Source organism: Nocardia sp. Tas62D01, from assembly GCF_055232035.1.
This window is the reverse complement of record NZ_JBUYUZ010000001.1, coordinates 369,846-393,057: the sequence shown is the minus strand read 5'-3', so window position 1 is coordinate 393,057 and position 23,212 is coordinate 369,846. Positions and strand designations below refer to the sequence as shown.

Genomic DNA, 23,212 nt, shown 5'->3' with positions numbered 1-23,212 from the left:
GTAGTGACGAGGCAATGGGGGGACGGCGGCGACTCGGACGAGCTGACGGCCGTCGGGGCGGGCGTCACCCTGGTCGAGGGTTCGACCTTCTGCATCAGCGAAACCGGCGGCACCATCAGCCCGCATCGGGCGGAGGGACTGTTCGTTCGCGACACCCGGGTGCTGTCGCGCTGGCGGCTGACCGTCGACGGGCTGCCCCCGCAGCCGCTCACCGTCCAGTACGCCGACCCGTACAGCGCGACCCTGCTGGCCAGAACCGTGCCGCGCACCGGCCGCGCCGACAGCACGGCGCTGGTGATGGTCGGTCGCCACGTCGGCGACGGCATGCGCGAGGACATCACCCTGCGCAACCTGTCCGGTGACCCGATCAGCTGTGTGGTCGGGCTGGAGGTCGACGCCGATTTCGCGGATCTCTTCGAGGTGAAGGAGGGCCGCACCGGCCACGGCGCGGTCACCAGCAGCAGCACTGTCGACGGCGCCGTCGAGATCTGGAGGGCCGATCTCGAGCTCGCGGTCACCATCGTCGCGGCGGGCGCCACCGCGGTGGATCGCAAATTGCGCTGGGAGGTGGCACTTCCCGGCCGCGGCGAATGGACCGCCTGCATCCAGTACCAGCCCGCGCTCGGGTCGGTACCGGTGACGCCGCGGCATCTGTGCGGCAGTTCGGTTTCGCGCAGCGAGCCCGCGCAGCGTCTGCGCGAGTGGTACGAGAACTCGCCGACCGTGCACACCGAGGACGAAACCCTCGCGGCGGTACTGCAACGCGCCGTCACCGACCTGGGCGCGCTGCGTATCTTCGATCCCGGTCACCCGGAACGCGCGGTGGTCGCCGCGGGCGCGCCCTGGTTCATGGCCCTGTTCGGCCGGGACTCGCTGCTCACCTCCTGGATGTTGCTGCCGTTGGACCGCAGGCTCGCGGTCGGCACGTTGCAGAGCCTGGCCGATCTGCAGGGCAATGAGATTCGCACGGTCACCGAGGAACAGCCGGGCCGCATCCCGCACGAGGTGCGATTCGGCCGCGCGGCGACCCTGCTGCTCGGCGGCGACACCGTGTACTACGGCACCGCCGACGCGACACCGCTGTTCGTGATGCTGCTCGGCGAGTTGCACCGCTGGGGGCTGGACGCTAGGACCCGCGATGAGCTGCTGCCGCACGCCGATCGGGCGCTGGACTGGATCGAGCACTACGGCGACGCCGACGGTGACGGCTTCGTCGAATATCAGCGCGCCGCCGAACACGGGCTCGCCAACCAGGGGTGGAAGGACTCCTGGGACGGGGTGAACTTTATCGACGGCAGCATCCCGACGGCGCCCATCGCGCTGGCCGAGGTGCAGGGGTACGTCTATGCGGCATACCTGGCGCGGGCGGCGCTCGCCCTCGACACCGGCGACAACGCCACCGCGGATCGGTTGCGCGCCAAGGCGGCTCGATTGAAGGCCGCGTTCAACGAGGCGTTCTGGCTGCCGGAGCACGGCTGGTACGCGATCGGCCTCGACCGGGACAAGCGGCCTATCGACGCGCTCACCTCCAATATCGGGCACTGCCTGTGGACCGGTATCGTCGATGAGGACAAGGCGGGCCTGGTCGCGGACCGCCTGCTCGCACCCGAGATGTTCAGCGGCTGGGGGATCCGCACGCTGGCCACCACCATGGGCGCCTACAACCCGGTCAGCTATCACAACGGGTCGGTGTGGCCGCACGACAACGCGATCTGCGCCGCCGGGCTGATGCGGTACGGCTACACCGCGCAGGCCACCCGGGTGATCGATGCAATGCTGGATGCGTCGAACCGGTTCGGCCATCGACTGCCCGAACTGTTCTGTGGCTTCGACCGCGCCGAGTTCGCGGCGCCGGTGCCGTATCCGACGTCGTGCTCGCCACAGGCGTGGGCGGCCGCGGCGCCGCTGCTGTTCCTGCGGAGTATGTTGCGGCTGGAGCCGGGCGGCGACGGCGTGGCGTCGGTGGCGCCCGTAGTGCCGCAGCGGTATCTGCCGCTGCGGGTCAGCGGGCTGCGGGTGGGCACGGATGTGCTGGCCGTCACCGTGGACGAGGACGGCTGGCAGCTGCGCGGATTGTCCGGCGAACAGCATCGATCAGGGCGCTGACCTGGGTAGACGCCGCCCTCGGACGGCGCTGGACGAAACTTGTCGGTGGGCGGGCCTAGCATGGCGACGGGGGTACGTCTGGACACGTCTACACACGATCGAGAAGGGACACCTGGTGGCGGAACGCCTCACTGTGCGTGGAGCTCGGGAGCACAACCTGAAGGGGGTCGACCTCGATCTGCCCCGCGACAGTCTGATCGTGTTCACCGGACTGTCGGGCTCCGGCAAATCCAGCCTCGCCTTCGACACCATCTTCGCCGAGGGCCAGCGCCGGTACGTGGAGTCGCTGTCGGCCTACGCCCGCCAATTCCTCGGACAGATGGACAAGCCGGACGTCGACTTCATCGAGGGCCTCTCGCCCGCGGTGTCGATCGACCAGAAGTCGACCAACCGCAACCCGCGCTCCACCGTCGGCACCATCACCGAGGTCTACGACTACCTGCGCCTGCTCTACGCCCGGGCGGGCACTCCGCACTGCCCGGTCTGCGGCGAGCTCATCGCCAAGCAGTCGCCGCAGCAGATCGTCGACCAGGTGCTGGCCATGGAAGAGGGCATCAAATTCCAGGTGCTCGCGCCGGTGGTGCGTACCCGTAAGGGTGAATTCGTCGACCTGTTCGACCAGCTGAACACCCAGGGCTACTCCCGCGTCCGGGTCGACGGCGTGGTCTATCCGCTGACCGATCCGCCGAAGCTGAAGAAGCAGGAGAAGCACGACGTCGAGGTCGTGGTGGATCGTCTTGCCGTCAAACCGAATTCGAAGCAGCGCCTCACCGATTCGATCGAGACCGCGTTGCGGCTGGCCGACGGCATCGTGGTGCTCGACTTCGTCGATCGCGACGAGCACGCGCACGATCGAGAGCGCCGCTTCTCCGAACGCCTCGCCTGCCCCAACGGACATCCTCTCGACATCGAGGATTTGGAGCCGCGGTCGTTCTCGTTCAACTCGCCCTACGGCGCGTGCCCGGACTGCACCGGCCTCGGCATCCGCAAGGAGGTCGACCCGGATCTGGTGGTTCCCGATGCGGAGCTGAGCCTGGCCGACGGCGCGATCGCACCGTGGTCGCGCGGCCAGACCGCCGAATACTTCACCAGGCTGCTGTCCGGTCTCGCGGAAGCCATCGGCTTCTCGATGGACACGCCGTGGAAGGATCTGCCCCTCAAGGCACGTAAAGCGGTGCTCGAAGGCAGCGCCGATCAGGTGCACGTCTCCTACACCAACCGCTATGGCCGGAAGCGTTCGTACTACGCCGATTTCGAGGGCGTGATGCCGTTCCTGCAGCGGCGCATGGAGAACACCGAGTCCGAGCAGATGAAGGAGCACTACGATGGGTACATGCGCGACGTGCCGTGCCCCGTCTGCAACGGCGCCAGGCTGCGCCCGGAGATCTTGGCCGTCAGCATCGCCTCGGGCGGTGAGCGGAAGTCGATCGCGGACGTCAGCGAGTTGTCCATCGCCGACTGCGCGGCCTTCCTGAATTCGCTGACCCTTGGCGAGCGGGAGACCGCGATCGCCGGGCAGGTGCTCAAGGAAGTGCAGGCGCGCCTCGGCTTCCTGCTCGATGTCGGGTTGCAGTACCTGTCGCTGTCGCGCGCCGCCGCCACGCTGTCCGGCGGTGAGGCACAGCGCATTCGACTGGCGACCCAGATCGGTTCCGGGCTGGTCGGCGTGCTCTACGTGCTCGACGAACCCTCGATCGGTCTGCACCAGCGCGATAATCGGCGGCTCATCGAAACCCTCACGCGGCTGCGCAATCTCGGCAACACGCTGATCGTGGTGGAACACGACGAGGACACCATCCGCGCCTCGGACTGGGTGGTCGACATCGGCCCGCTGGCCGGCGAGCACGGCGGCACGGTGGTGCACAGCGGTCCGTATCAGGAACTGCTCACCGACCCGAATTCGCTGACCGGCGCGTACCTTTCGGGCCGCGAGCGGATCGAGGTGCCGCTGGTGCGCCGCCCGATCAGCAAGAAGCGTCAGCTCACCGTGGTCGGCGCGAACGAGCACAACCTGCGCAACATCGACGTCAGCTTCCCGCTCGGCGTGCTCACCTCGGTGACCGGCGTATCCGGTTCGGGCAAGTCCACGCTGGTCAACGACATCCTGGCGACCGTCCTGGCGAACAAGCTCAACGGTGCGCGGCAGGTGCCGGGCCGACACACCAGGATCAACGGTCTCGATAACCTGGACAAGCTGGTGCAGGTGGATCAATCGCCGATCGGTCGCACGCCGCGCTCGAACCCGGCCACCTACACGGGTGTGTTCGACAAGATCCGGACGCTGTTCGCGGCGACCACCGAGGCGAAGGTGCGCGGCTACCAGCCGGGGCGATTCTCCTTCAACGTCAAGGGCGGTCGCTGCGAGGCATGCTCCGGCGACGGCACGTTGAAGATCGAGATGAACTTCCTGCCGGATGTGTATGTGCCGTGCGAGGTCTGCCACGGCGCCCGATACAACCGGGAAACCCTCGAGGTGCACTACAAGGGCAAGACCGTCGCCGAGGTGCTGGACATGTCCATCGAGGAGGCCGCAGAGTTCTTCCAGCCGGTCACCTCCATCCACCGCTACCTCAAGACGCTGGTCGACGTCGGGCTGGGTTATGTCCGGCTCGGTCAGAGCGCGCCGACCCTGTCGGGCGGTGAGGCACAGCGCGTGAAGCTGGCCGCGGAACTGCAGAAGCGTTCCACCGGTCGCACCGTCTATATTCTCGACGAGCCGACCACCGGCCTGCACTTCGAAGACATCCGCAAACTGCTGCTGGTCATCAACGGCCTGGTCGACAAGGGCAACACCGTCATCGTCATCGAGCACAATCTGGACGTCATCAAGACCTCCGACTGGGTGATCGACATGGGTCCCGAGGGCGGCTCCGGCGGCGGCACCCTGGTTGCCGAAGGCACACCGGAAGACATTGCGGCCGTTGCGGACAGCTACACCGGACAGTTCCTGCAGCATGTGCTGACCGAGGTTGCCGCGGCACCGCGTGCGCCCGCCAAGAAGACGGCAAAGAAAGCGGCGAGCAAGACGGCCGCGGCCAAAACTGCACCGGCCAATGCCGGGGCAGCCAAGACCGCGGCAACAAAGATCCCGGCACCGTCCGCGGCCGCCAAGCGCGCGTCGAGGAAAGCCGCCGCACTCAGGTGACGATCGGGCGGCGCCGCACACAATGCGGCGCCGCTCTCGCCTCGCACGTCTCGGGAGAGAGCCGTTTGCGGTCAGTTCTCCGGTGTTCGGCCGCAGTAGAGTAGATCGGTGGATGTCTGCGGCAGGCGTCGGCGATCCGGCGAAAGCCGCGATCAGCGGTTGGCGACCTTGTGGATCAGCTCGGCGAGTTCGCGGTGCTTCGACCACATCGGCCAGTGACCGGTGGGAAGGTCGATGTACTCGGCGTCGATGCGGGACAGTTCGGCGAACAGCGGTTCCTCGCCCGCGTCGCGGAGTTGTTTCACCAGGTCGGCGCTGATGCTGTTGCAGATCACCGTGGTCGGTACGGCCAGGCGCGCCTCGGAATCGCTCAGCCGCAGCGGGGCGGCGGCGATGCCCGCGGGTTCGGAGACCGCGCGGTCACGGAAGCGGCTCAGCATCGCCTCGTCCAATCCGGTCAGGCTGTTGCCGTCGGCCTCCATCTGGGGCCAGTCCGGTAGCGGCAGTTCGCGGACCGCCGCGTCCAGCGCGGAATTGAGGACGAAACCGTTGGGCAGCGGTGCGCTGTCGACGTAGATGGCCTGGCTGAACCGGTCCGCCGCAATGTCGGTCGCGCGATAGGCGGGCGCGGCCCCACCCGAGTGGGAGACCAGCACCGCGGATTCCCTGGGCGTGACGGCGTCGAGGATCGCGTGCGCCTGCCTTTCGAGGGCGGCTTCGAGCCGGTCGTCGTCGGCCGGATCGAGGCCGGGCAGGGTCAGCGACAGCACCTCGTCTCCCCAACCGCCCAGGTGGCCGGCGACCTCTTCCCACGCCCACGCGCCGAGCCAGAATCCGGGAACAAGAATTATCCGTGCCATGCCCTGAGCATCGCATGTCGAAGCCTGCGGAAGGCTCCGATGGCGCGCAGCCGATAGTGGCTGTGCGCCATCGAGGCTGCCGGTGCCGCTAGGAGTCCAGTGCGGGACCGAACCAACGTGACAGCGCGTTTTCGAGCCGATCCGCGTTGGACTCCTCGGTATCGCTTGCGGCCCAGGCGACGTACCCATCCGGGCGGATCAGCAGTGTGTCGGCGGGCGCATCGGCACTCGTCGCGGTGACGGTGTCGACGCGATCGCGCCAGCCCCGCGCGATATCGGCGAATTCTGTGCCACCGGCCAACACCAGCAGCACCGGTCGTGCCTTGTGCAGCAATTCGGCGACGCGCTGCGGTCCGTCTGCGAAGTCGAAGGTGAGTTCGGGGACCATCCGCCCGGCGAGCGCGTGGCTGTCGCCGGTGTCGTAGCGAACGTCGGATCCGGCGAGGAGGTGGGCAATGTGTGCGGCGTTGGCAGGCGATTCGAGCAGTTCGCCGAAGAGCTTGCGCACCGCGGTCACCTCGGGGCCCGGTGCCATCAACGCGGTTTGGGTGAGCGACTGCATCATGACGCGTTCACCGACCGGGTAGCGCTCGGACTGATAGCTGTCGAGCAGTCCGGGCGGCGCCCAGCCGTTGATGTGCCCGGCGAGCTTCCAGCCGAGGTTGGCCGCGTCCTGCAGTCCCAGATTGAGGCCGGGCCCACCCATTCCGGAGTGCACATGTGCGGAATCGCCGACGAGGAAGACATTTCCGTCGCGGTAGCGCTCGGCCTGCCGGGTGTTCTGGCCGTCGATCCGGCGCAGCGCGTGCGGTCCGGGGCCGTGCGGCGGTTCGATCGGCAGGTCGACGCCGAGCACGCGATGGACGCTCTCACGCAGTTCCCCGAGCGTCATCGGAAGGTCTTCCGGCACCGGATCACCGCCGAACTCGATGGTCGCGACGATCGGCGTGCCGGGTTCGAGTTCGGCGAAGACGAACCCACCGCGTTCGAGCCGGTTGTGCCCGAATGGCAGACGGCCGAAGCCCGGAACTTCGATTCCGCCGTCGGCGGTGCGTAGTTCGTCGGGCAGACTCACATGAGCCATCCGAGTCAGCGTCACCGCGAGTGTGCTTCCGGGAAAGTCGATTCCGGTGCGCTTGCGGACAAAGCTCTTGCCGCCGTCGGCGCCGATCAGATACGTGCTCGCGATGTCGTAGTTGCCCTCGGGACCGGCCACTGTGACGGTGACGCCATTGTCGTACTGGTTCAGCTCCGTCAGTCGGTGTCCCCATCGAAGGTCGACGCCGAGTCCGAGCACGTGTTTCTCCAGCAGGCGTACCAGTTTCGGTTGCGGGAGGAAGAGCATGCTCATCGGATTGTCTTGCAGCGCGGCGAAAGATACCGGCATTCCGCTGAACATGTAATGCGGGAGCTGCGCGGGCGCGCCTGGCGCTCCGCCGAATTCGTGGTACAACCCACGCATGTCCAACAGCCGAATCACCTGTCCGACAAGGCCGTTCGCCTTTGGTTCGGCACTCGGCCCGGGCAGCTCATCCAGCACGATCGGGCGCACTCCCGCCAGTGCGAGTTCGCACGCGAGCATGAGCCCGTTCGGCCCAGCGCCGGAAATGACTACGTCGACAGATATTTCGGGCATGACAAATACACCTCTTGTTGTTTTTGGGTTGTTCTACTTACATGTCAGGCTTGTGCTGAGCCGAGTCGTTCAGCCTGCGGCCGACGGGTCGGGGAGTCCTGCTGCTATCTCGTCGAGAGCGCGCCGCAGCAGTGTGGTGATGCGCATCGGTGGATCCGCGCGGATGTATGTCTCCATGGCGGCTTGATGGACGACGCCGATCGCGCCCGCGACCAAGCGTGGATAAATGTCGCGGACGGGGTCGGTGCCGGTGCGTTCCGCGATCACCTCGACCAAGTCGTCGAATGTGTCCTTGGACAACGCGGTTCGCATCTCGGGCGCGTCGAGTAGTTTGCGGATTTCCAGCAGTTGCGCCGTGCTCGGTATCGCGTCCTCGGCCCCGTCCGACTGCAACGGCTCGAGTACCGCCGTGGTGATCGCCGTCCAGAGCGGCTCGTGCTCGGGTCGGTTCCGCAGCACGGTTACGCTGCGTCGCACTCGTTCGACCTGCCGGTAGGCCAGCGCCTCGAACTTGCCGGTGAAGTAGTTGTTGAAGGTCCGCACCGATACGCCCGCGCGTGCTGCGATGTCTTCCCTTGTGATGTTTTCCAGGCCGCGCTCGAAGGTCAATTCGAGCGCGGCGTCGCTCAACGCCCTGCGGGTATCGAGCTTCTTGCGTTCTCGAAGACCCAACGACTGTTCATCCGGCACGGCATCAGCGTACCGACAAAAGTGCCCGGCGGGCAATATTTCCTGCCGGGCAAAATTCTAGAGCGGTGACCAGAGCGCTCGCGCTCGAGTGGGCGCGGGTCAGAAGACCGGGCCGGTGTACTTCTCGCCCGGACCCTTGCCCGGCTCGTCGGGGTGCGCCGAGGACTCGCGGAAGGCGCGCTGCAGGGACTGCAGGCCGTCGCGGTAAGGGCCCGCGTGCGGTCCGAAGTATTCGACCGACGAGGTGATCAGCCCCGCGAGGGCGGTGATCAGGCGGCGGGCCTCGTCCAGATCGCGGTGCGGGCTGGAGTCCGGGTCCTCGTCGCCGAGCCCGAGCTTCTCCGCAGCCGCACTCATCAGCATCATTGCGGCGCGGCTGATCACCTCCACCGCCGGGATGTCGGCCAGTTCGCGGACCGTGGTGTCGGGCTGCTCAGTCATAGTCATCAGGCTAGCGAGGCCGCCCGCGAGGCTCGGAGCTGGCCGAAGGCCGAGGTGGGTTCGACCCGCCGATTCGGCGATAGCGAGTGAGAATGTTAGACTTTTCGCTGACGACCGCCCCGGGCTTGCCTGGGGCTGATAAGTGGAGCCCGACTCCCACCGTTGCCGACGAGCAATCGTACAGGTCAAACGGTCCGGTCCCCCGCCCTTCCGGGGCGGGTTTCTTGTGCAGGGTACTTGCGCGGCGAGCGATTCGTCGCGGAGGAACCTCGAAGCACGGGGTCGACGCGAGCGCCGTTGGCGCCTGATGTCGGCGGCCGGTCGACTCGGGCCCCGTGGCGGAGAAATACCGCACTGGGGCCTTTGTGTTGAACAAGGGGTTGCACTTATTGCACGCGGTTGTCAGACGACATCGCTTGACCTAGGAGGCCCCATCAGCACTGAGACCCGCATCAACGATCGCATCCGTGTTCCCGAGGTTCGACTCATCGGACCCGGCGGTGAACAGGTTGGGATCGTGCGTGTTGAAGATGCACTACGCGTCGCCCTCGAGGCCGATCTTGATCTGGTCGAGGTGGCTCCGGACGCACGTCCACCGGTCTGCAAGATCATGGACTACGGCAAGTTCAAGTACGAGACGGCGCAGAAGGCGCGTGAGTCTCGGAAGAACCAGGTGCAGACCGTCATCAAGGAGCAGAAGCTCCGCCCGAAGATCGACGACCACGACTACGAGACCAAGAAGCGCAACGTCGTTCGCTTCCTCGAGGTGGGTTCGAAGGTCAAGGTGACGATCATGTTCCGCGGTCGCGAGCAGTCCAGGCCCGAACTCGGGTTCCGGTTGCTGCAGCGGCTGGCCTCCGACGTCGCGGAGCTGGGTTTCGTCGAGACGTCCGCCAAGCAGGACGGTCGCAATATGACCATGGTCCTCGCGCCTCACAAGGGTGCGAAGACGCGTGTCAAGGCGCAGGAGGAATCGGCGTCGCGGTCGCAGCAGGCTGCCGCACCGCGCCCCGCTGCCCCCGCCGCCGACCCGCAGGCCGCCCCCGCTGCCCCCGCGCCCGCCGCGGCCTCGGCGGAGTCGGCCGGCTCGCAGTAATAACGAACAGCACCGGCGGTCCGCAAGGACCGCCGGCACGAGACAGATAGAGGAATCCATGCCGAAGATGAAGAGCCACAGCGGCGCGTCGAAGCGGTTCAAGGTGACCGGTCGGGGCAAGCTGCTGCGCCAGCAGGCCAACCGTCGCCACCTGCTCGAGCACAAGTCCTCCCGCCGGACTCGTCGTCTGGATGGCACGGAGTCCGTCGCGTCCGTTGACGTCCCTCGCGTCAAGCGGCTGCTCGGTCTCTGAGACCGGCACGGTCTCTCCAGATCCAAGCAGCACCCGCGATCCGGATTCCGGACGCCGACCACCGACCGAACCCAGGGCGCCCGCATGCGCCCCCTAGATCGACAAAGGACTGACCCATGGCACGCGTCAAAAGGGCCGTCAACGCTCAGAAGAAGCGTCGTTCCATCCTCGAGGCATCCAAGGGCTACCGCGGACAGCGCTCGCGCCTGTACCGCAAGGCCAAGGAACAGCAGCTGCACTCGCTCACCTACGCCTACCGGGACCGCCGGGCGCGCAAGGGTGACTTCCGCAAGCTGTGGATCGCCCGCATCAACGCCGCGGCGCGCCTCAACGACATCACCTACAACCGCTTCATCCAGGGTCTGAAGGCCGCCGGTGTCGAGGTTGACCGCAAGATCCTCGCGGAGCTTGCCGTCTCCGACGCCGAGGCGTTCGCCGGTCTGGTCGCGGTCGCCAAGGCCGCCCTCCCGCAGGACGTCAACGCTCCGGCTGCCTGAGCCGGCGTTACGTGACTGATCTTTCGGAACGACCCGTGGATGCGCTTTCCGAGCGCAATCCGCGGGTCGTTTCCGCTGTCAAGCTGCATCGTTCCGCACATCGCCGCAAGACCGGGCAGTTCCTCGCCGAGGGCGCCAATTCGGTTGCGGCGGCGCTGGATACCGGACGGGTGCGGGAGCTGTTCTATTCGGCTGACGCCGCGGCCCGTGAGCACGAACTCGTCGCGGGCGCCGCGGCATCCGGGGTGCGCACCACGCTGGTGAGTGATCGCGCCGCCAAGCAGCTCGGCGAAACCGTCACGGCCCCAGGGTTGGTCGCGGTGTGCGAGCTGATCGATGTGCCGCTCACCGAGGTCCTCGACGCGCATCCGCGCATGCTGGCCGTCCCGGTCGAAATCGCCGAACCGGGCAACGCGGGCACCCTGATCCGAGTCGCCGATTCCGTCGGCGCCGACGGAATCGTGCTGGCGGGGGACACCGTCGACCCACACAACGGAAAATGCGTGCGCGCCAGCGCGGGCAGCCTCTTCCACGTCCGCATCGCCCGCCACCGCGACGTCACCGAAACACTGGATTCCATTGCGGCAGCGGGCATTACGATCCTCGCGACCGCCGCCGACGGCGAGATCGACTTGGACGACGCCGACCACCTCTTCACCGCCTCCGTCGCCTGGCTCTTCGGCAACGAAGCACACGGCCTACCCCCCGCCGTCGCCGCCCGCGCCGACCACCGCATCCGCATCCCCATCCGCGGCCGCGCCGAAAGCCTGAACCTGGCCACCGCCGCCGCCATCTGCCTATACGCGAACTCCCGGGTCCGGTTCGCGCGGCACTGATCGCCGATATCTGGTCATGATGGTCGGCAGGTGCAGTGCCGCAAACGCTTTTGCGGACGCCGTGGCGGATCATTTGGTCGGTGAGGAACCCGAACCATCGGCCCCTGGCCGGCCAGGGCGATGCTCACCCGCACGGTGGGGCGCATGGGGGATAGGATCGCGCAGTACGCCTCGCTTGGATTCTCGCGGACTTCTTGCCCCTGGGAAACCACCGATGTAGGCGCACCCTGGAGCTCGACGCCTGGAACAGACATGACTCTGACTGCCGAAGGCTAGTGTCGCTCGGCCGACGCTAACTCACACCGGCTCAGGAACGGGCGTGTCCGGGCCGGGGTGCTCGCCGCGGCGGGGCAACCTTCGCTCAGCGATGTGCATGCAGTTGACTATTAACCCCTCGGAGGCTCAACGGTCACTGGCCGCCGCAGGTGGCCAACGTGGTGTCGATGAAGGCCTGAGTCGCGGCGGTGACGGGGCCACCCCGGTATATGAGCCACTGCGGAAGTGTCTCCGCAGGCGAGAACCGGTAGACCTCCGCACCGGCCCGCAGGGCGAGATCAGCCCAGCCGTCCGGCATCAGGCCGGCCCCGATTCCCTTGAGCACCATGGGCAGGACCACGCTCCGGTCACCGACCTCCGCCGCGATGGTCATATCCCCGACGGTGGCGGCGAGCCGGTCGAACAGGGCGCGGACCGCCGTCGCCGGCTTGGTCATTACGAACCGCATGCCGCGCAGCGCCTCGGGAGTCACCGTGGGCCCGGTGGCCGCCATCGCGTTCGGTGGCGCTACGAGCAGGAACTCTTCGTCCCGCAGGTGATGTGCGACCAGCCCCTGGCCGGTGGGGCGCTCGGCACTGCCTGTGACCCCGACCTCGCAGCGGCCCTGGAGCACCATGGCGACCACTTCGGCCGCCGACAGGCCGGACGAGGTACTGACCGTGACGCCCGGATGACGCACGCGGAGTTCGGCGACAATGCTCGTCACGGGCTCCAGCGCCGAGGATGACGTCGCCGCGACATCCACCCTGCCCACCGTTCCATGGCCGATCGACCGCGCCGCGGCACGCAGGGCGTCGAGATCGCGGAGCACGAGCCTCGCCTTGTCGGCCAGCATCTCCCCGGCGCTGCTGAGCACGACGTTGCGGCCGACCCGGTGGAAGAGCGTGACCCCGAGGTCGCGTTCGAGCTTCTGGATCGCACGCGACAGCGAGGGCTGGGCGACGCGCAGCGACCGTGCAGCGTGGGTGAACCCGCCCTGCTCCACGACAGCCACGAAGTACTCGAGCTGGTGGCGTTCCATGGAGTCCTCACGAACTGATCGATAGCGAAAGCAATGGATAGCGATTGACTATCTGAATGGTGTCATAGATGTCTTGGACGCAAAGCGAGCAGCGGGTGTTTACTTTCTGAAAGAGCGTAAGCACTGGCGGGACCTGCGTGAGGTGAGTCGAGGAACGCGCGCCCGGGAAGCTATGTCGCGTTCTTGGACAGTGCTGAAAAACATGAACGGAAAGGACCAAGTTGTTCACCACCCGACCGACCCTGCAAGGCCTGCACGGCATGGTGTCCTCCACCCATTGGCTCGCCTCCTCGACGGCCATGGCAGTACTGGAGGATGACGGCAACGCCTTCGACGCGGCGGTCGCCGCCGCTTTCGTGCTGCACGTCGTCGAACCGCACCTGAACGGACCCGGGGGCGAAGTACCAATGATCCTGGCCCCGGCCGGCCATCGCCCCCAGGTCCTTTGCGGACAGGGCCCGGCGCCCGCCGGAGCGACCATCGAGCACTACACCTCGCTCGGCCTGGACCTTGTCCCCGGCACCGGTCCGCTGGCAGCCGCCGTGCCCGGCGCGTTCGATGCCTGGATGATGCTGCTGCGCGATCACGGAACCAAGCGGCTTTCCGATGTGCTGAAGTACGCCATCGGTTACGCCGAGCAAGGGCACCCCGCCGTCGAGCGGATCGGGGCGGCCGTCGACACGGTGCGGGAGCTCTTCGAAACCGAGTGGACAACGTCGGCCGAGCTTTATCTCCGCGACGGCAAATCACCCGCCGCCGGCGCCCTGCTGCGGAATCCGGCGCTGGCCGGCACCTGGCGGCGGGTCATCGCGGAAGCCGAAGCGGCGGGCTCCGGCCGTGAGACCCAGATCGACGCGGCCCGCCGGGTGTGGCGCGAGGGCTTCATCGCCGAGGCTCTCGCCGAGTTCGCGGCACGCCCCACCATGGACACATCCGGCGAGCGGCATGCCGGTACCCTCACCGGCGCGGACCTCGCCGCGTTCTCCGCGACCTACGAGGAGCCCGCCACTTACGACTGGAACGGCTGGACGGTGGCCAAGCCGGGCCTGTGGAGCCAGGGCCCGGTGTTCCTCCAGCAGCTCGCGCTGCTGCACGGCACGGAGCTGGACTACGGCACGCCGGACTACGTACACACCCTCATCGAGGGCACGAAACTTGCGATGGCCGACCGTGAGGCATGGTACGGCGACAGCGCGGATGTGGCGCTGGAGACGCTGCTCTCCGCTGAGTACAACGATGCCCGGCGTGCCCTCATCGGAGAGCGGGCTTCATGTGAACTGCGGCCGGGCAGCCCCGGCGGCCGCGCCCCCCGGCTGAGCAGGCATGCCCGGCACGCCACCGACTACGGCGCGGTGGACCTGCCGCCGGGCGCCGGTGAACCGACGGTAGCGAAGGTTCACTGGGGGCACCCGGCCGGAGAGTCTCCGATCGGCGGGGCACCGGTGGACCTGCCGCCGGCCGCGGGCGCCGGTGAACTGACGGTGACGAAGAACGGTTCCACCCGGGGGGACACCTGTCACGTGGACGTGGTCGACCGGTGGGGCAACATGATCGCGGCCACCCCGAGCGGCGGCTGGCTGCAATCCAACCCCACTGTGCCCGGCCTCGGCTTCCCGCTGGGCACCCGGTTGCAGATCGCCTGGCTCGAGCCCGGGCTGCCCAATTCCCTGGCCCCCGGGCGGCGCCCGCGTACCACGCTCACACCGTCCATGGCACTCCGCGAAGGTGAGCCGGTCATCGCGTTCGGAACTCCAGGTGGTGATCAGCAGGACCAGTGGAGCGTACATTTCTTCCTCGCCGTCGCATTGCGGGAGAAAGTACGCGGCGGGCTCGACCTGCAAGGCGCGATCGACGCGCCCAACTGGCACAACGAAAGTTTTCCGAGTTCTTTCTATCCGCGCGTCATGAAGCCGGGAAGCGTCACGGTGGAATCGCGAATCGGCGATTTCGCCATTGCCGAACTCCGACGCCGCGGGCACGAGGTCACGGTCGGCGAACCTTGGTCGGAAGGCCGACTCTGCGCGGTCGCCCGCGACCCTGAAACCGGCATCCTATCGGCGGGCGCGAACCCGCGCGGCATGCAGGGTTACGCCGTTGGGCGATAGTGACGGGTGGGGGGAATAGAGAAATAGAGAAATAGAGAATGGCGAATAGCGGCCCGGACTCGGGCCGCTATTCGCCATTCTCTATTTCTCTATTCTCCACACCCTTTCATAAGGGCAATTCGTAACAGTATTTAATCTCTCCGCAATCGACCACGGGCACACAGGAACTACCTTAAGCTTCACCTAAAATGATTTCGGGAGTTTTCATGTTCCTCCGGTGTTCCAAGTTTGTGCGCGGTGCCCCGATTTGGCCTGTGGTGATCGGCCTGGCCGCGGCAGTGCTCACTTCTTGCGCCCCCATTCAGCACGTCGGCGTCGCCGGCGATCACACCGACGTCTACGGCGCCCCCGTCGGAAACCAGCAGGTCCGTGCGGGCGGTGATCTCGTTGTGGGCCTCTCCGGCGAACCGGACCAACTCGACCCGACCAGTTCCAGCTCGTCGTTGACGCGCAACGTGATGAGCGCGATCTGCGAGAAGCTGTACGACCTCGACGCGAGCGGTCGGATCATCCCGCAACTGGCGACCGAGCTACCCACGACCTCGCGCGACGGGCTGACCGTGACGATTCCGGTCCGCACCGGCGTCGTGTTCGCCGATGGCACTCCGTTCAACGCGGAGGCCGTGCGCACCAGCCTTCAGCGACATTTCACGATGAAGACTTCGCAGCGCAGGACCGAAATGGGCCCGATCGTGAGCATGGAGGCGACCGACGCGACCCATCTCGTGCTCCACTACAAGCGCCCGTTCGCGCCGATCACCGCCGCACTCGCCGACCGGGCCGGGATGGTCATGTCGCCGGCCGCGCTGGCCACGAAGGGCGACGATTTCGGCAACTCACCGGTGTGCGTCGGTCCGTTCAAGTTCGTCAACCGTGTCCCGCAGACCTCCATCACGGTCGAGCGCGACCCGCTGTACTACGACGCCGCCCAAGTCCACCTCGACACGATCACCTACCGGATCATGACGGACGCGAACATCAGGGCCGCGAACCTGCGCTCCGGCGATGTCCAGGTGGCCGACACCATGTCCCCGCAGGACGTCGACGCGCTGGCCAAGGATCCGAATCTGAAGGTGCTTCAGTCCGGTTTTCTCGGATATCGCGGAATCACATTCAACACCGGCAATGTGGACGGCGCCGGGAAGCCCCCGAAGACCGTCGACACGCCGGTCGCGGACTCCAGAGTCCGGGAGGCCTTCGGCTACAGCGTCGACCGCGAGACCTTGGTCAACACCGTGTTCAACAACTGGTTCGAACCGGCGTGCTCCCCCATCGCCCCCAATACCCCGTATGCCTCGGCGGCCAGCAATGCCTGCCCGGAGTTCAACCCGAAGCGCTCACTTCAGTTGCTCAAGGAAGCGGGCGTCCAGGTGCCGCTCAAGGTGGACCTCACGGTGGCCAACGCCCAGGATGAACTCCGGTATGCGCAGGCGCTACAGGCCAGCGTCGCCGAGGGCGGCTTCGATCTGCGCATCCTCCCGGTCGAATACGCCACTTCGCTCGATGTGCGGAAGCGCGGTGGCTTTGAGCTGATGCAAATCGGCTGGTCCGGGCGCATCGACCCGGACGCGAACACCTCGAGTTTCCTTGCCACGGCCGCGAGCTCCAACTACGGCGGATTTTCCTCGGCGCAACTGGACGACCTGTTGGTCCGGGCCGCGGCGATCACCGACACCGCACAGCGGGCCGAGCTGTACGGGCAGGCGGCGCAGTTGATTCAGAAGGAGAACCCCATCGTGTACCTCTACCGGATGCGCAACATCACCGTCCACTCCACCCGGGTCGCCGGCGTCGAGGTGTACTCCGATGGGATTGTCCGGCTCGCCAAGGCCGCGTTCGTCTCACAACAGGAGAGCTGAACCTTGCTGCGCTACCTGTTCAACCGCCTGTGGCAGTCCGTTGTCACACTCGTACTCGCGTCGATCGTCGTGTTCGTCGGTGTGCGCGCGCTGCCGGGTGACCCGGCGGTGGCGATGGCTGGGGATGGAGCCGACGAAGCGACGATCGCGGCGGTGCGGGCCCACCTCGGCCTGAATGATCCACTTCTGGTGCAATACTTCCGGTTCGCCGGCCACGCGCTGACCGGCGACTTCGGCAATTCGGTCCGGACCGGTATGCCGGTTGACCAGATGATTGGCACGACGCTGCCGGTGACCATCCAGCTCGCGGTATTCGCGATGGTCATCGCCGTACTGGCCGGGATGTCGGGGGGCGTGCTCGCGGCGGTCTTCCGGGGCCGGTGGCCCGAGTGGGTGGCGAACGGCTTCTCCCTGCTCACGCTGTCCGTGCCGACCTTCTGGCTCGGCATCCTCGCGATCCTCTACCTCGCCGTGCAACTGGGCTTGTTTCCGGCATCGGGTTACGTCTCCCCCTTCCAAGATCCGCTGCGCGGGATTTACTACCTGATCCTGCCAGCAGTGATCCTCGGGATGACCCATGCCGCGGTCGTCCAGCGGCAGACCCGGGCGGCGATGGTCGGCACCCTCACCGCCGATTTCGTGCGCACCGCGCGAGCGAAGGGGCTGGGCCGCGGCGCCGTGATCTTCCGGTACGGCTTGCGCAACAGCCTGATCGTGGTGACCACGGTCATCGGCCTGCAACTCGGTGGCCTGATCGCCGGTGCGGTGGTCACGGAGCGTATCTTCACGCTGCCCGGCATCGGCAAGCTCACCCTCGACTCGCTGCTCAGCCGGGACTATCCGGTCATCCAGGCCGTCGTCCTGGTCGTCACCGCGTCCTACATCGTGATCAATCTGCTGGTCGATCTCCTTTACACGGTCATCGACCCACGCATTCGAGTGTCTGGGAGGGCGCAATGAGCACAGCCACCGAAATGAGCACAGCGACCGAAACGGCGGCGCTTGGCACCGCGGATCTCGGGCGGGTGCGAGGCAGGGTGTTGCGCAAGCTGTTGGGCAACCCTATGGGCCTGGTCGGCGGCGCGTTGCTGCTGATCGTCATCGTTGCCGGGGTGTTCGCGCCCTGGCTCGCGCCCTACCCGCCGGCCGCGGTGCACTTCTCGACACCGTTCCAGCAGCCGAACACCGTCGGTTTCGCGCTGGGCACCGATGACCTCGGCAGGGATGTGCTGTCACGGGTGTTGTACGGCACGCGCGCTTCGCTCGAGGTCGGCGTGCTGTCGGTGCTGCTCGCGCTCGTCGTCGGCGTGCCGCTCGGACTGCTCGCGGGCTACTGGCGCCGGTTGGACGCTCTGGTGTCCAGGCTCGCCGATCTCATGCTTGCGTTCCCCTTTCTCATCCTCGCGGTCGGCCTCGCGGCGATCAACGGCGCCGGACTCGGCAACGCGGCGATCGCGTTGGGCATAGCCAACGTTCCCACCATGATCCGTGTGGTCCGCGCCGAGACCCTGCGGTTGAAGGACACCGATTTCGTGACCGCCGCGCACGCCATGGATGCGGGAGCATGGCGGATCCTCGGGCAGCACATCCTGCCCAACGCCTTGTCCGCGATCATCGTGCAGGCCACGGTGATCATGCCGGCAGCCGTGCTCGGCGAAGCCATCCTGTCGTTCCTGGGGCTCGGCATCCAACCCCCGGCCCCGAGCCTGGGCATTATGCTCTCCGACGCCCAGCAGTACCTGTTCCGCACTCCGTGGCCGGCCGTCTTCCCCGGCATCGCGATCGCTTTGATCTGCCTCGGGTTCAACCTGTTCGGCGACGCCCTGCGGGACGCGCTTGATCCGAAGACCGGAAAGTGAGGGCTGAGTGATGACGAAATCCGATGCCGGGCCGCTGCTGGAAGTGAGCGATCTCGAGGTGTCCTTCGCGGGCGGCGCGGTCCCCGCCGTGCAGGGTGCCGGTTTTCGGCTGATGCCGGGACAGCGGGTCGCCGTGGTCGGCGAGTCCGGCTCCGGTAAGTCGACCACGGCACACGCCGTGATGGGTCTGCTGCCTGGTTCGGGCCGGATCACCGGTGGCCGGATCCGCTTGCGGGGCGAGGACATCACGCATGCCGACGAGAAGCGGTTGCGGCGTTTGCGCGGGCGCGAGATCGGGCTCGTTCCGCAGGACCCGATGTCCAATCTCAACCCGGTCGCGCGGGTGGGGCGGCAGGTCGCGGAAACCCTAGTGGTGCACGGCATGGCCAGTCGGCGTGAAGCACCTGCACGCGCGGTTGAGATGCTGGCGGAGGCCGGGCTCCCGGAGCCGGCCCGCCGGGCGCGGCAGTACCCGCATGAGTTGTCCGGCGGCATGCGTCAGCGCGTTCTGATCGCGATCGGCCTGGCCTGCCGGCCGGATCTGCTGATCGCGGACGAGCCGACCTCCGCGCTCGATGTGACCGTGCAACGGCAGATCCTCGACCACCTGGAGAAACTGACCGACGAGCTGGGCACCGCGCTGCTGCTGGTCACGCACGATCTGGGCCTTGCGGTCGACCGCGCCGACCAGGTGGTGGTGATGTCCAAGGGCAAGGTGGTGGAAGCGGGCCCCGCGCGGCAGATCCTCATGGATCCGGAACACGAGTACACCAGGAGACTGGTGGCTGCCGCGCCCTCTCTCTCGACTCCACGCCGGCGAGCGGTCGTGCCCGGCGAGCACAGCGAAGAGACGGTGCTGGAGGTCGACCGGGTATCGAAGGAGTACCGCATCCCCGGGCGGGGTGGCGTGCTGCGTGCCGTCGATGAGGTGTCCTTCACCGTGGGACGCGGACGTACGACGGCGATCGTCGGCGAATCGGGCTCGGGCAAGACCACCACGGCCAGGATGGTGCTCGGGCTCGTGCCGGCGACCACCGGCGCCATCCGGCTCGACGGCTCGGAAATGGCCGGACTCCGTGGTGGGCGGCTGCGCGCGGTACGCCGGGCCATGCAGCCGGTTTTCCAGGATCCGTACGCGTCGCTCGATCCGACGTTCACGGTCGAGCGGCTGATCACCGAGCCGCTGCGGATCTTCGGCGTCGGAAACCGCGCCGAGCGCGGGGCCAGGGTGCTGGAACTGCTGGAACAGGTCGCGCTGCCGGCCGCCGTAACTCAGCGGTACCCGAACGAGCTGTCCGGTGGCCAGCGCCAGCGGGTGGCGATCGCCCGCGCGCTCGCGCTCGGTCCCCGGCTGGTCGTCTGCGACGAGGCAGTCTCCGCGCTGGACGTACTGGTGCAGGACCAGATTCTGAAGCTGCTCGACAACCTTCAACACGAACTCGGGCTCAGTTATCTGTTCATCTCGCACGATCTCTCCGTCGTCAGTTCGATCGCCCATGACGTCGTGGTCATGCGCGGCGGCAGGGTGGTCGAGCAGGGTCCGGTCGACCAAGTGCTCAACTCGCCGGCGGATCCCTACACGCAACAGCTTCTCGAGGCGGTCCCCGGTGCGGGGGTGTTCAACTGACTTCTCTTCCCGGTTAAGCGGTCGGGGGTCGGTGCCCTGCGCGTCAGCGTGGGCACCGGCGGCTCCCGCAAAGGACAACGCATTGCAGACACCGAGCCCGACAGGTAAGAGCTCGCGCAGATAGGTGGCGTGGCCGGCAACCGTCTCGACATCGACCGCGTCGACGGGGGTGCCCTGCTGGCTTGTCCGGCGCTGCATGGGCAGGCGCCTGTCGCGGCGGTGTCAGCGCGGGTGGCTGGTTCGCTGAGTACGCCGCCGGTGCCCGATTCCCGATGGTGGGGCGAGCCTCGAGTCGCCACACCATCGGTGCTGTCAGCCGCTGAGCTAGCGGTTCTCGCTAGTCGATACCGAATGGCGCGGCGTAGCGAACGGTGCCGCGCGGTAGCGGTTGAGCAGAGTCGAGTGTCAGCGCCATCAACGCCTCATCCGGCACCTCGATGCTGAGGCCTATGCCGTGCTCGGATGCCCTCCCGAAGCCGAAGCGCGGGTAGTACATGGGATGGCCGAGCACAATGACGAAAGGCTCGCCCATCCGCGCCGCAGCCGCGAGCCCGGCCCGGATCGCGGCGGTACCGGCACCGGTCTTCTGGTATTCGGGCAGCACCGCGCAGGGGCCGAGACACAGTGCCGGCGTGATGTCGACGTGGCAGCGGGTCAGCAGCGCGTAGCCGACCAATGTGCCGTCCGACAGTGTGCTGACGATAGACAGTCCGTCGATCCAGGCAGGATCGTCGCGCAGTGCGTCGACTAGATCGGCTTCCTCGGCCCTGTCGAAGGCCGCTTGGTTGATCGCGTGGATGGAGAGGATATCGGCATCGGTTTCGGCGCGCGTGCGCCAATCGATGGGGGAATTCAACTCGGATTCTCCGTATTCGTGATGGTTTGAGCCCGGTCGCGGACACAGCACCACCGTCAGGCGAGCCGGATGGCTCGCGGCACGAACGCCGGACGAAGAGAGATCAGACAGGACCCGGGGCGTTGTGTATGACGGCGGTCTTCGGCGCGGTCATCCCGCCCCACCTCCTCAGGCTGTGCACCAGGTCGAATACGAACAAGCGATGCTAGCGCGCCCGATAGCAGGCGGGCTAGCGAATTAGAAACGAGCGCTGGACACAGTCCATATTCGACTTCCGACGCGACATGTTGGTCAGAGCGGGATCGGTTCGCACCGAGCTCGGCGCCTCGCTGAGTGACCTGCAATGGTTCGTCAACGCCTACACACTCGCCTTCGCCTCGCTGCTGCGGTCCCGCGCCTTCCGGGTGAGCACCATGTTCACCTTCTCGGTCGGCGTCTTCGGCTCGATCTTCCTGCTGGCGCAGTTTGCAGGGCTACGGCCCGCTGCAATCGGGCATCCGCACCATGCCGTGGACGATGGCGCCGATGGTGGTTGCGTGCTCGCGGGTCTGATCGTCGACCGGGTCGGCGCCCGCACGCTGCTCGCCGCTGGGCAAGCGGCGCTGGCCGTCGCGCTGGCCTGGATGGCGGCGATCACCTCGAGCTTCGTCGACGGCCTGGTACCCGCGGTGTGGGTCGGCGCCGCCATCGTGGCGGTCGGCGCACTGGTGTCGTGGTTGCTGCCCAGACGAATCGTTGTCGTGGACTGACCAGCAGTCGAAACGCGTCGCGCCCTTCCCGAGCCCGGGGGAGGGCGCACTGCCGTACGTCGGGCAAACTGGGAGAAGTGCCCGATTCGGGCGTAGCACACCCGTCGCAAACGCTGGAGCGGTAATCCGAGTGAATCGGATATGTCCGATCGAATACGATTCCACCAGCAGCAATGTGGGTAGGCAATGAGCCGAACCAGCGAACCGATCCCCAGGGGAGAGTCGAACGATCGTGGCCGACGACAACGACGCAGTCGAGCAGAGCCCGGCATTGACCGAGGAGGCACTGGCCGCCGCCGCGGCCGCGGCCGAGAAGGCGTTTGCGGCTGCCGCCGATCTGGATGCGCTCGCGGTCGGGAAAACCGAGCACCTCGGCGGCAAGGCGCCGCTGGCCTTGGCTCAGCGCGCCCTGGGCGGCCTACCCAAGTCCGAGAAGGCCGACGCGGGCAAGCGGGTCAATATCGCGCGGGCCAGGGTGTCGGAGGCATTCGAGGCGCGCCGCGCGGTGCTGCTGGCCGAGCGTGATGCCGCGGTGCTGGTCGCCGAGGCGATCGACGTGTCGTTGCCGGCACGCAGGCAGCCGGTCGGTGCCAGGCACCCGATCACGGTGATCTCCGAGCAGATCGCCGACGTGTTCGTCGCGATGGGTTGGGAGGTTGCCGAGGGTCCCGAGGTCGAGACCGAGCACTTCAACTTCGACGCGCTGAACTTCCTGCCGGATCACCCGGCCCGCACCATGCAGGACACCTTCCACATCGCGCCCGAGGGCTCGCGGCAGGTGCTGCGCACGCACACCTCCCCGGTGCAGGTGCGCTCGATGCTGGAGCGCGACGTGCCCATCTATGTGGTGTGTCCCGGCCGCACCTTCCGCACCGACGAACTCGACGCCACCCACACCCCGGTGTTCTCTCAGGTGGAGGGGCTGGCCGTGGACAAGGGCCTGACCATGGCGCACCTGCGCGGCACCCTGGACGCGTTCGCACGCGCTCTGTTCGGGCCGGAGACACGGACGCGCATGCGCCCCAACTATTTCCCCTTCACCGAACCCTCCGCCGAGGTCGACGTGTGGTTCCCGGATAAGAAGGGCGGCGCGGGCTGGGTCGAGTGGGGCGGCTGCGGCATGGTGAACCCGAAGGTGCTGATCGTCAGCGGGATCGATCCCGAGGTGTACAGCGGGTTCGCGTTCGGCATGGGGCTGGAACGTACCCTCCAGTTCCGCAACGGCATCCCGGACATGCGGGACATCGTCGAGGGCGACGTGCGCTTCACGTTGCCCTTCGGTATCCGGTCCTGAGCCGGG

Annotated in this window: 19 protein-coding genes; 13 read left to right on the top strand and 6 right to left on the bottom strand. The window is 67.1% G+C overall.

What is annotated here, in order from left to right; genetic code table 11:
* The first annotated feature begins 3 nt into the window (after positions 1-3).
* Together ACV7NQ_RS02020 and uvrA are read left to right on the top strand one after the other, a co-directional pair.
* Entirely contained in the window at positions 4-2,106 is a 2,103-nt protein-coding gene (locus ACV7NQ_RS02020) for an amylo-alpha-1,6-glucosidase (protein WP_463358022.1), read from the top strand.
* A gap of 115 nt (positions 2,107-2,221) precedes the next feature.
* Positions 2,222-5,251, top strand: coding sequence for an excinuclease ABC subunit UvrA (gene uvrA / locus ACV7NQ_RS02015; RefSeq protein ID WP_463358021.1), 3,030 nt, complete (start codon positions 2,222-2,224; stop codon positions 5,249-5,251).
* A gap of 152 nt (positions 5,252-5,403) precedes the next feature.
* Here uvrA and ACV7NQ_RS02010 read toward each other — a convergent pair whose 3' ends face one another.
* From ACV7NQ_RS02010 to ACV7NQ_RS01995, 4 genes are all read right to left on the bottom strand, one after another.
* The gene (locus ACV7NQ_RS02010; RefSeq protein WP_463358020.1) at positions 5,404-6,111 is read right to left on the bottom strand and encodes an alpha/beta fold hydrolase; all 708 of its coding nucleotides are present in this window, start codon (positions 6,109-6,111) and stop codon (positions 5,404-5,406) included.
* An 88-nt stretch (positions 6,112-6,199) separates the two neighbouring features.
* Positions 6,200-7,747, bottom strand: coding sequence for an FAD-dependent monooxygenase (locus tag ACV7NQ_RS02005; protein ID WP_463358019.1), 1,548 nt, complete (start codon positions 7,745-7,747; stop codon positions 6,200-6,202).
* 69 nt (positions 7,748-7,816) lie between these two features.
* On the bottom strand, positions 7,817-8,437 hold the full coding sequence (locus ACV7NQ_RS02000; protein ID WP_463358018.1) for a TetR/AcrR family transcriptional regulator: 621 nt from the start codon (positions 8,435-8,437) through the stop codon (positions 7,817-7,819).
* A 99-nt stretch (positions 8,438-8,536) separates the two neighbouring features.
* Positions 8,537-8,878 carry a recombinase RecA gene (locus tag ACV7NQ_RS01995; RefSeq protein ID WP_463358017.1) on the bottom strand — a complete coding sequence of 114 codons (342 nt, stop codon included), beginning with the start codon at positions 8,876-8,878 and terminating at the stop codon, positions 8,537-8,539.
* A gap of 388 nt (positions 8,879-9,266) precedes the next feature.
* On the opposite strand from ACV7NQ_RS01995, the gene infC reads away from it, so the two are divergent.
* The 4 genes from infC (at position 9,267) to ACV7NQ_RS01975 (ending at position 11,560) form a co-directional block, all read left to right on the top strand.
* Positions 9,267-9,974, top strand: a complete 708-nt coding sequence (infC, locus tag ACV7NQ_RS01990; protein WP_463365496.1) for a translation initiation factor IF-3 — start codon at positions 9,267-9,269, stop codon at positions 9,972-9,974.
* Between the two features lie 58 nt (positions 9,975-10,032).
* Positions 10,033-10,227, top strand: a complete 195-nt coding sequence (gene rpmI / locus ACV7NQ_RS01985) for a 50S ribosomal protein L35 (protein WP_412013595.1) — start codon at positions 10,033-10,035, stop codon at positions 10,225-10,227.
* Positions 10,228-10,343: 116 nt separating this feature from the next.
* The gene (rplT, locus tag ACV7NQ_RS01980; RefSeq protein WP_014983432.1) at positions 10,344-10,724 is read left to right on the top strand and encodes a 50S ribosomal protein L20; all 381 of its coding nucleotides are present in this window, start codon (positions 10,344-10,346) and stop codon (positions 10,722-10,724) included.
* Positions 10,725-10,759: 35 nt separating this feature from the next.
* Entirely contained in the window at positions 10,760-11,560 is an 801-nt protein-coding gene (locus ACV7NQ_RS01975) for a TrmH family RNA methyltransferase (RefSeq protein WP_463358016.1), read from the top strand.
* Between the two features lie 409 nt (positions 11,561-11,969).
* Here ACV7NQ_RS01975 and ACV7NQ_RS01970 read toward each other — a convergent pair whose 3' ends face one another.
* Entirely contained in the window at positions 11,970-12,857 is an 888-nt protein-coding gene (locus ACV7NQ_RS01970) for a LysR family transcriptional regulator (protein WP_463358015.1), read from the bottom strand.
* 221 nt (positions 12,858-13,078) lie between these two features.
* Here ACV7NQ_RS01970 and ACV7NQ_RS01965 point away from each other — a divergent pair, with 221 nt between their 5' ends.
* From ACV7NQ_RS01965 to ACV7NQ_RS01945, 5 genes are all read left to right on the top strand, one after another.
* Positions 13,079-14,962 carry a gamma-glutamyltransferase family protein gene (locus ACV7NQ_RS01965; protein ID WP_463358014.1) on the top strand — a complete coding sequence of 628 codons (1,884 nt, stop codon included), beginning with the start codon at positions 13,079-13,081 and terminating at the stop codon, positions 14,960-14,962.
* Positions 14,963-15,216: 254 nt separating this feature from the next.
* The gene (locus tag ACV7NQ_RS01960) at positions 15,217-16,821 is read left to right on the top strand and encodes an ABC transporter substrate-binding protein (protein WP_463358013.1); all 1,605 of its coding nucleotides are present in this window, start codon (positions 15,217-15,219) and stop codon (positions 16,819-16,821) included.
* Between the two features lie 3 nt (positions 16,822-16,824).
* The gene (locus tag ACV7NQ_RS01955; RefSeq protein ID WP_463358012.1) at positions 16,825-17,781 is read left to right on the top strand and encodes an ABC transporter permease; all 957 of its coding nucleotides are present in this window, start codon (positions 16,825-16,827) and stop codon (positions 17,779-17,781) included.
* The gene (locus tag ACV7NQ_RS01950; RefSeq protein ID WP_463358011.1) at positions 17,778-18,680 is read left to right on the top strand and encodes an ABC transporter permease; all 903 of its coding nucleotides are present in this window, start codon (positions 17,778-17,780) and stop codon (positions 18,678-18,680) included. Before ACV7NQ_RS01955 ends, ACV7NQ_RS01950 begins: the two co-directional genes overlap by 4 nt.
* Before the next feature lie 10 nt (positions 18,681-18,690).
* Complete coding sequence (locus ACV7NQ_RS01945) at positions 18,691-20,307, top strand: dipeptide ABC transporter ATP-binding protein (RefSeq protein ID WP_463358010.1); 1,617 nt, start codon at positions 18,691-18,693, stop codon at positions 20,305-20,307.
* 337 nt (positions 20,308-20,644) lie between these two features.
* Here ACV7NQ_RS01945 and ACV7NQ_RS01940 read toward each other — a convergent pair whose 3' ends face one another.
* A complete protein-coding gene (locus ACV7NQ_RS01940) occupies positions 20,645-21,163 on the bottom strand; it encodes a GNAT family N-acetyltransferase (protein WP_463358009.1) in 519 nt (172 codons plus the stop codon).
* A gap of 284 nt (positions 21,164-21,447) precedes the next feature.
* Between ACV7NQ_RS01940 and ACV7NQ_RS01935 the strand changes: the two genes are divergently transcribed.
* Together ACV7NQ_RS01935 and pheS are read left to right on the top strand one after the other, a co-directional pair.
* Positions 21,448-21,912 (top strand): hypothetical protein, encoded by a 465-nt coding sequence (locus ACV7NQ_RS01935; RefSeq protein ID WP_463358008.1) that lies wholly within the window; start codon positions 21,448-21,450, stop codon positions 21,910-21,912.
* 232 nt (positions 21,913-22,144) lie between these two features.
* Entirely contained in the window at positions 22,145-23,206 is a 1,062-nt protein-coding gene (gene pheS, locus ACV7NQ_RS01930) for a phenylalanine--tRNA ligase subunit alpha (protein WP_463358007.1), read from the top strand.
* The last annotated feature ends 6 nt before the right edge of the window (positions 23,207-23,212 follow it).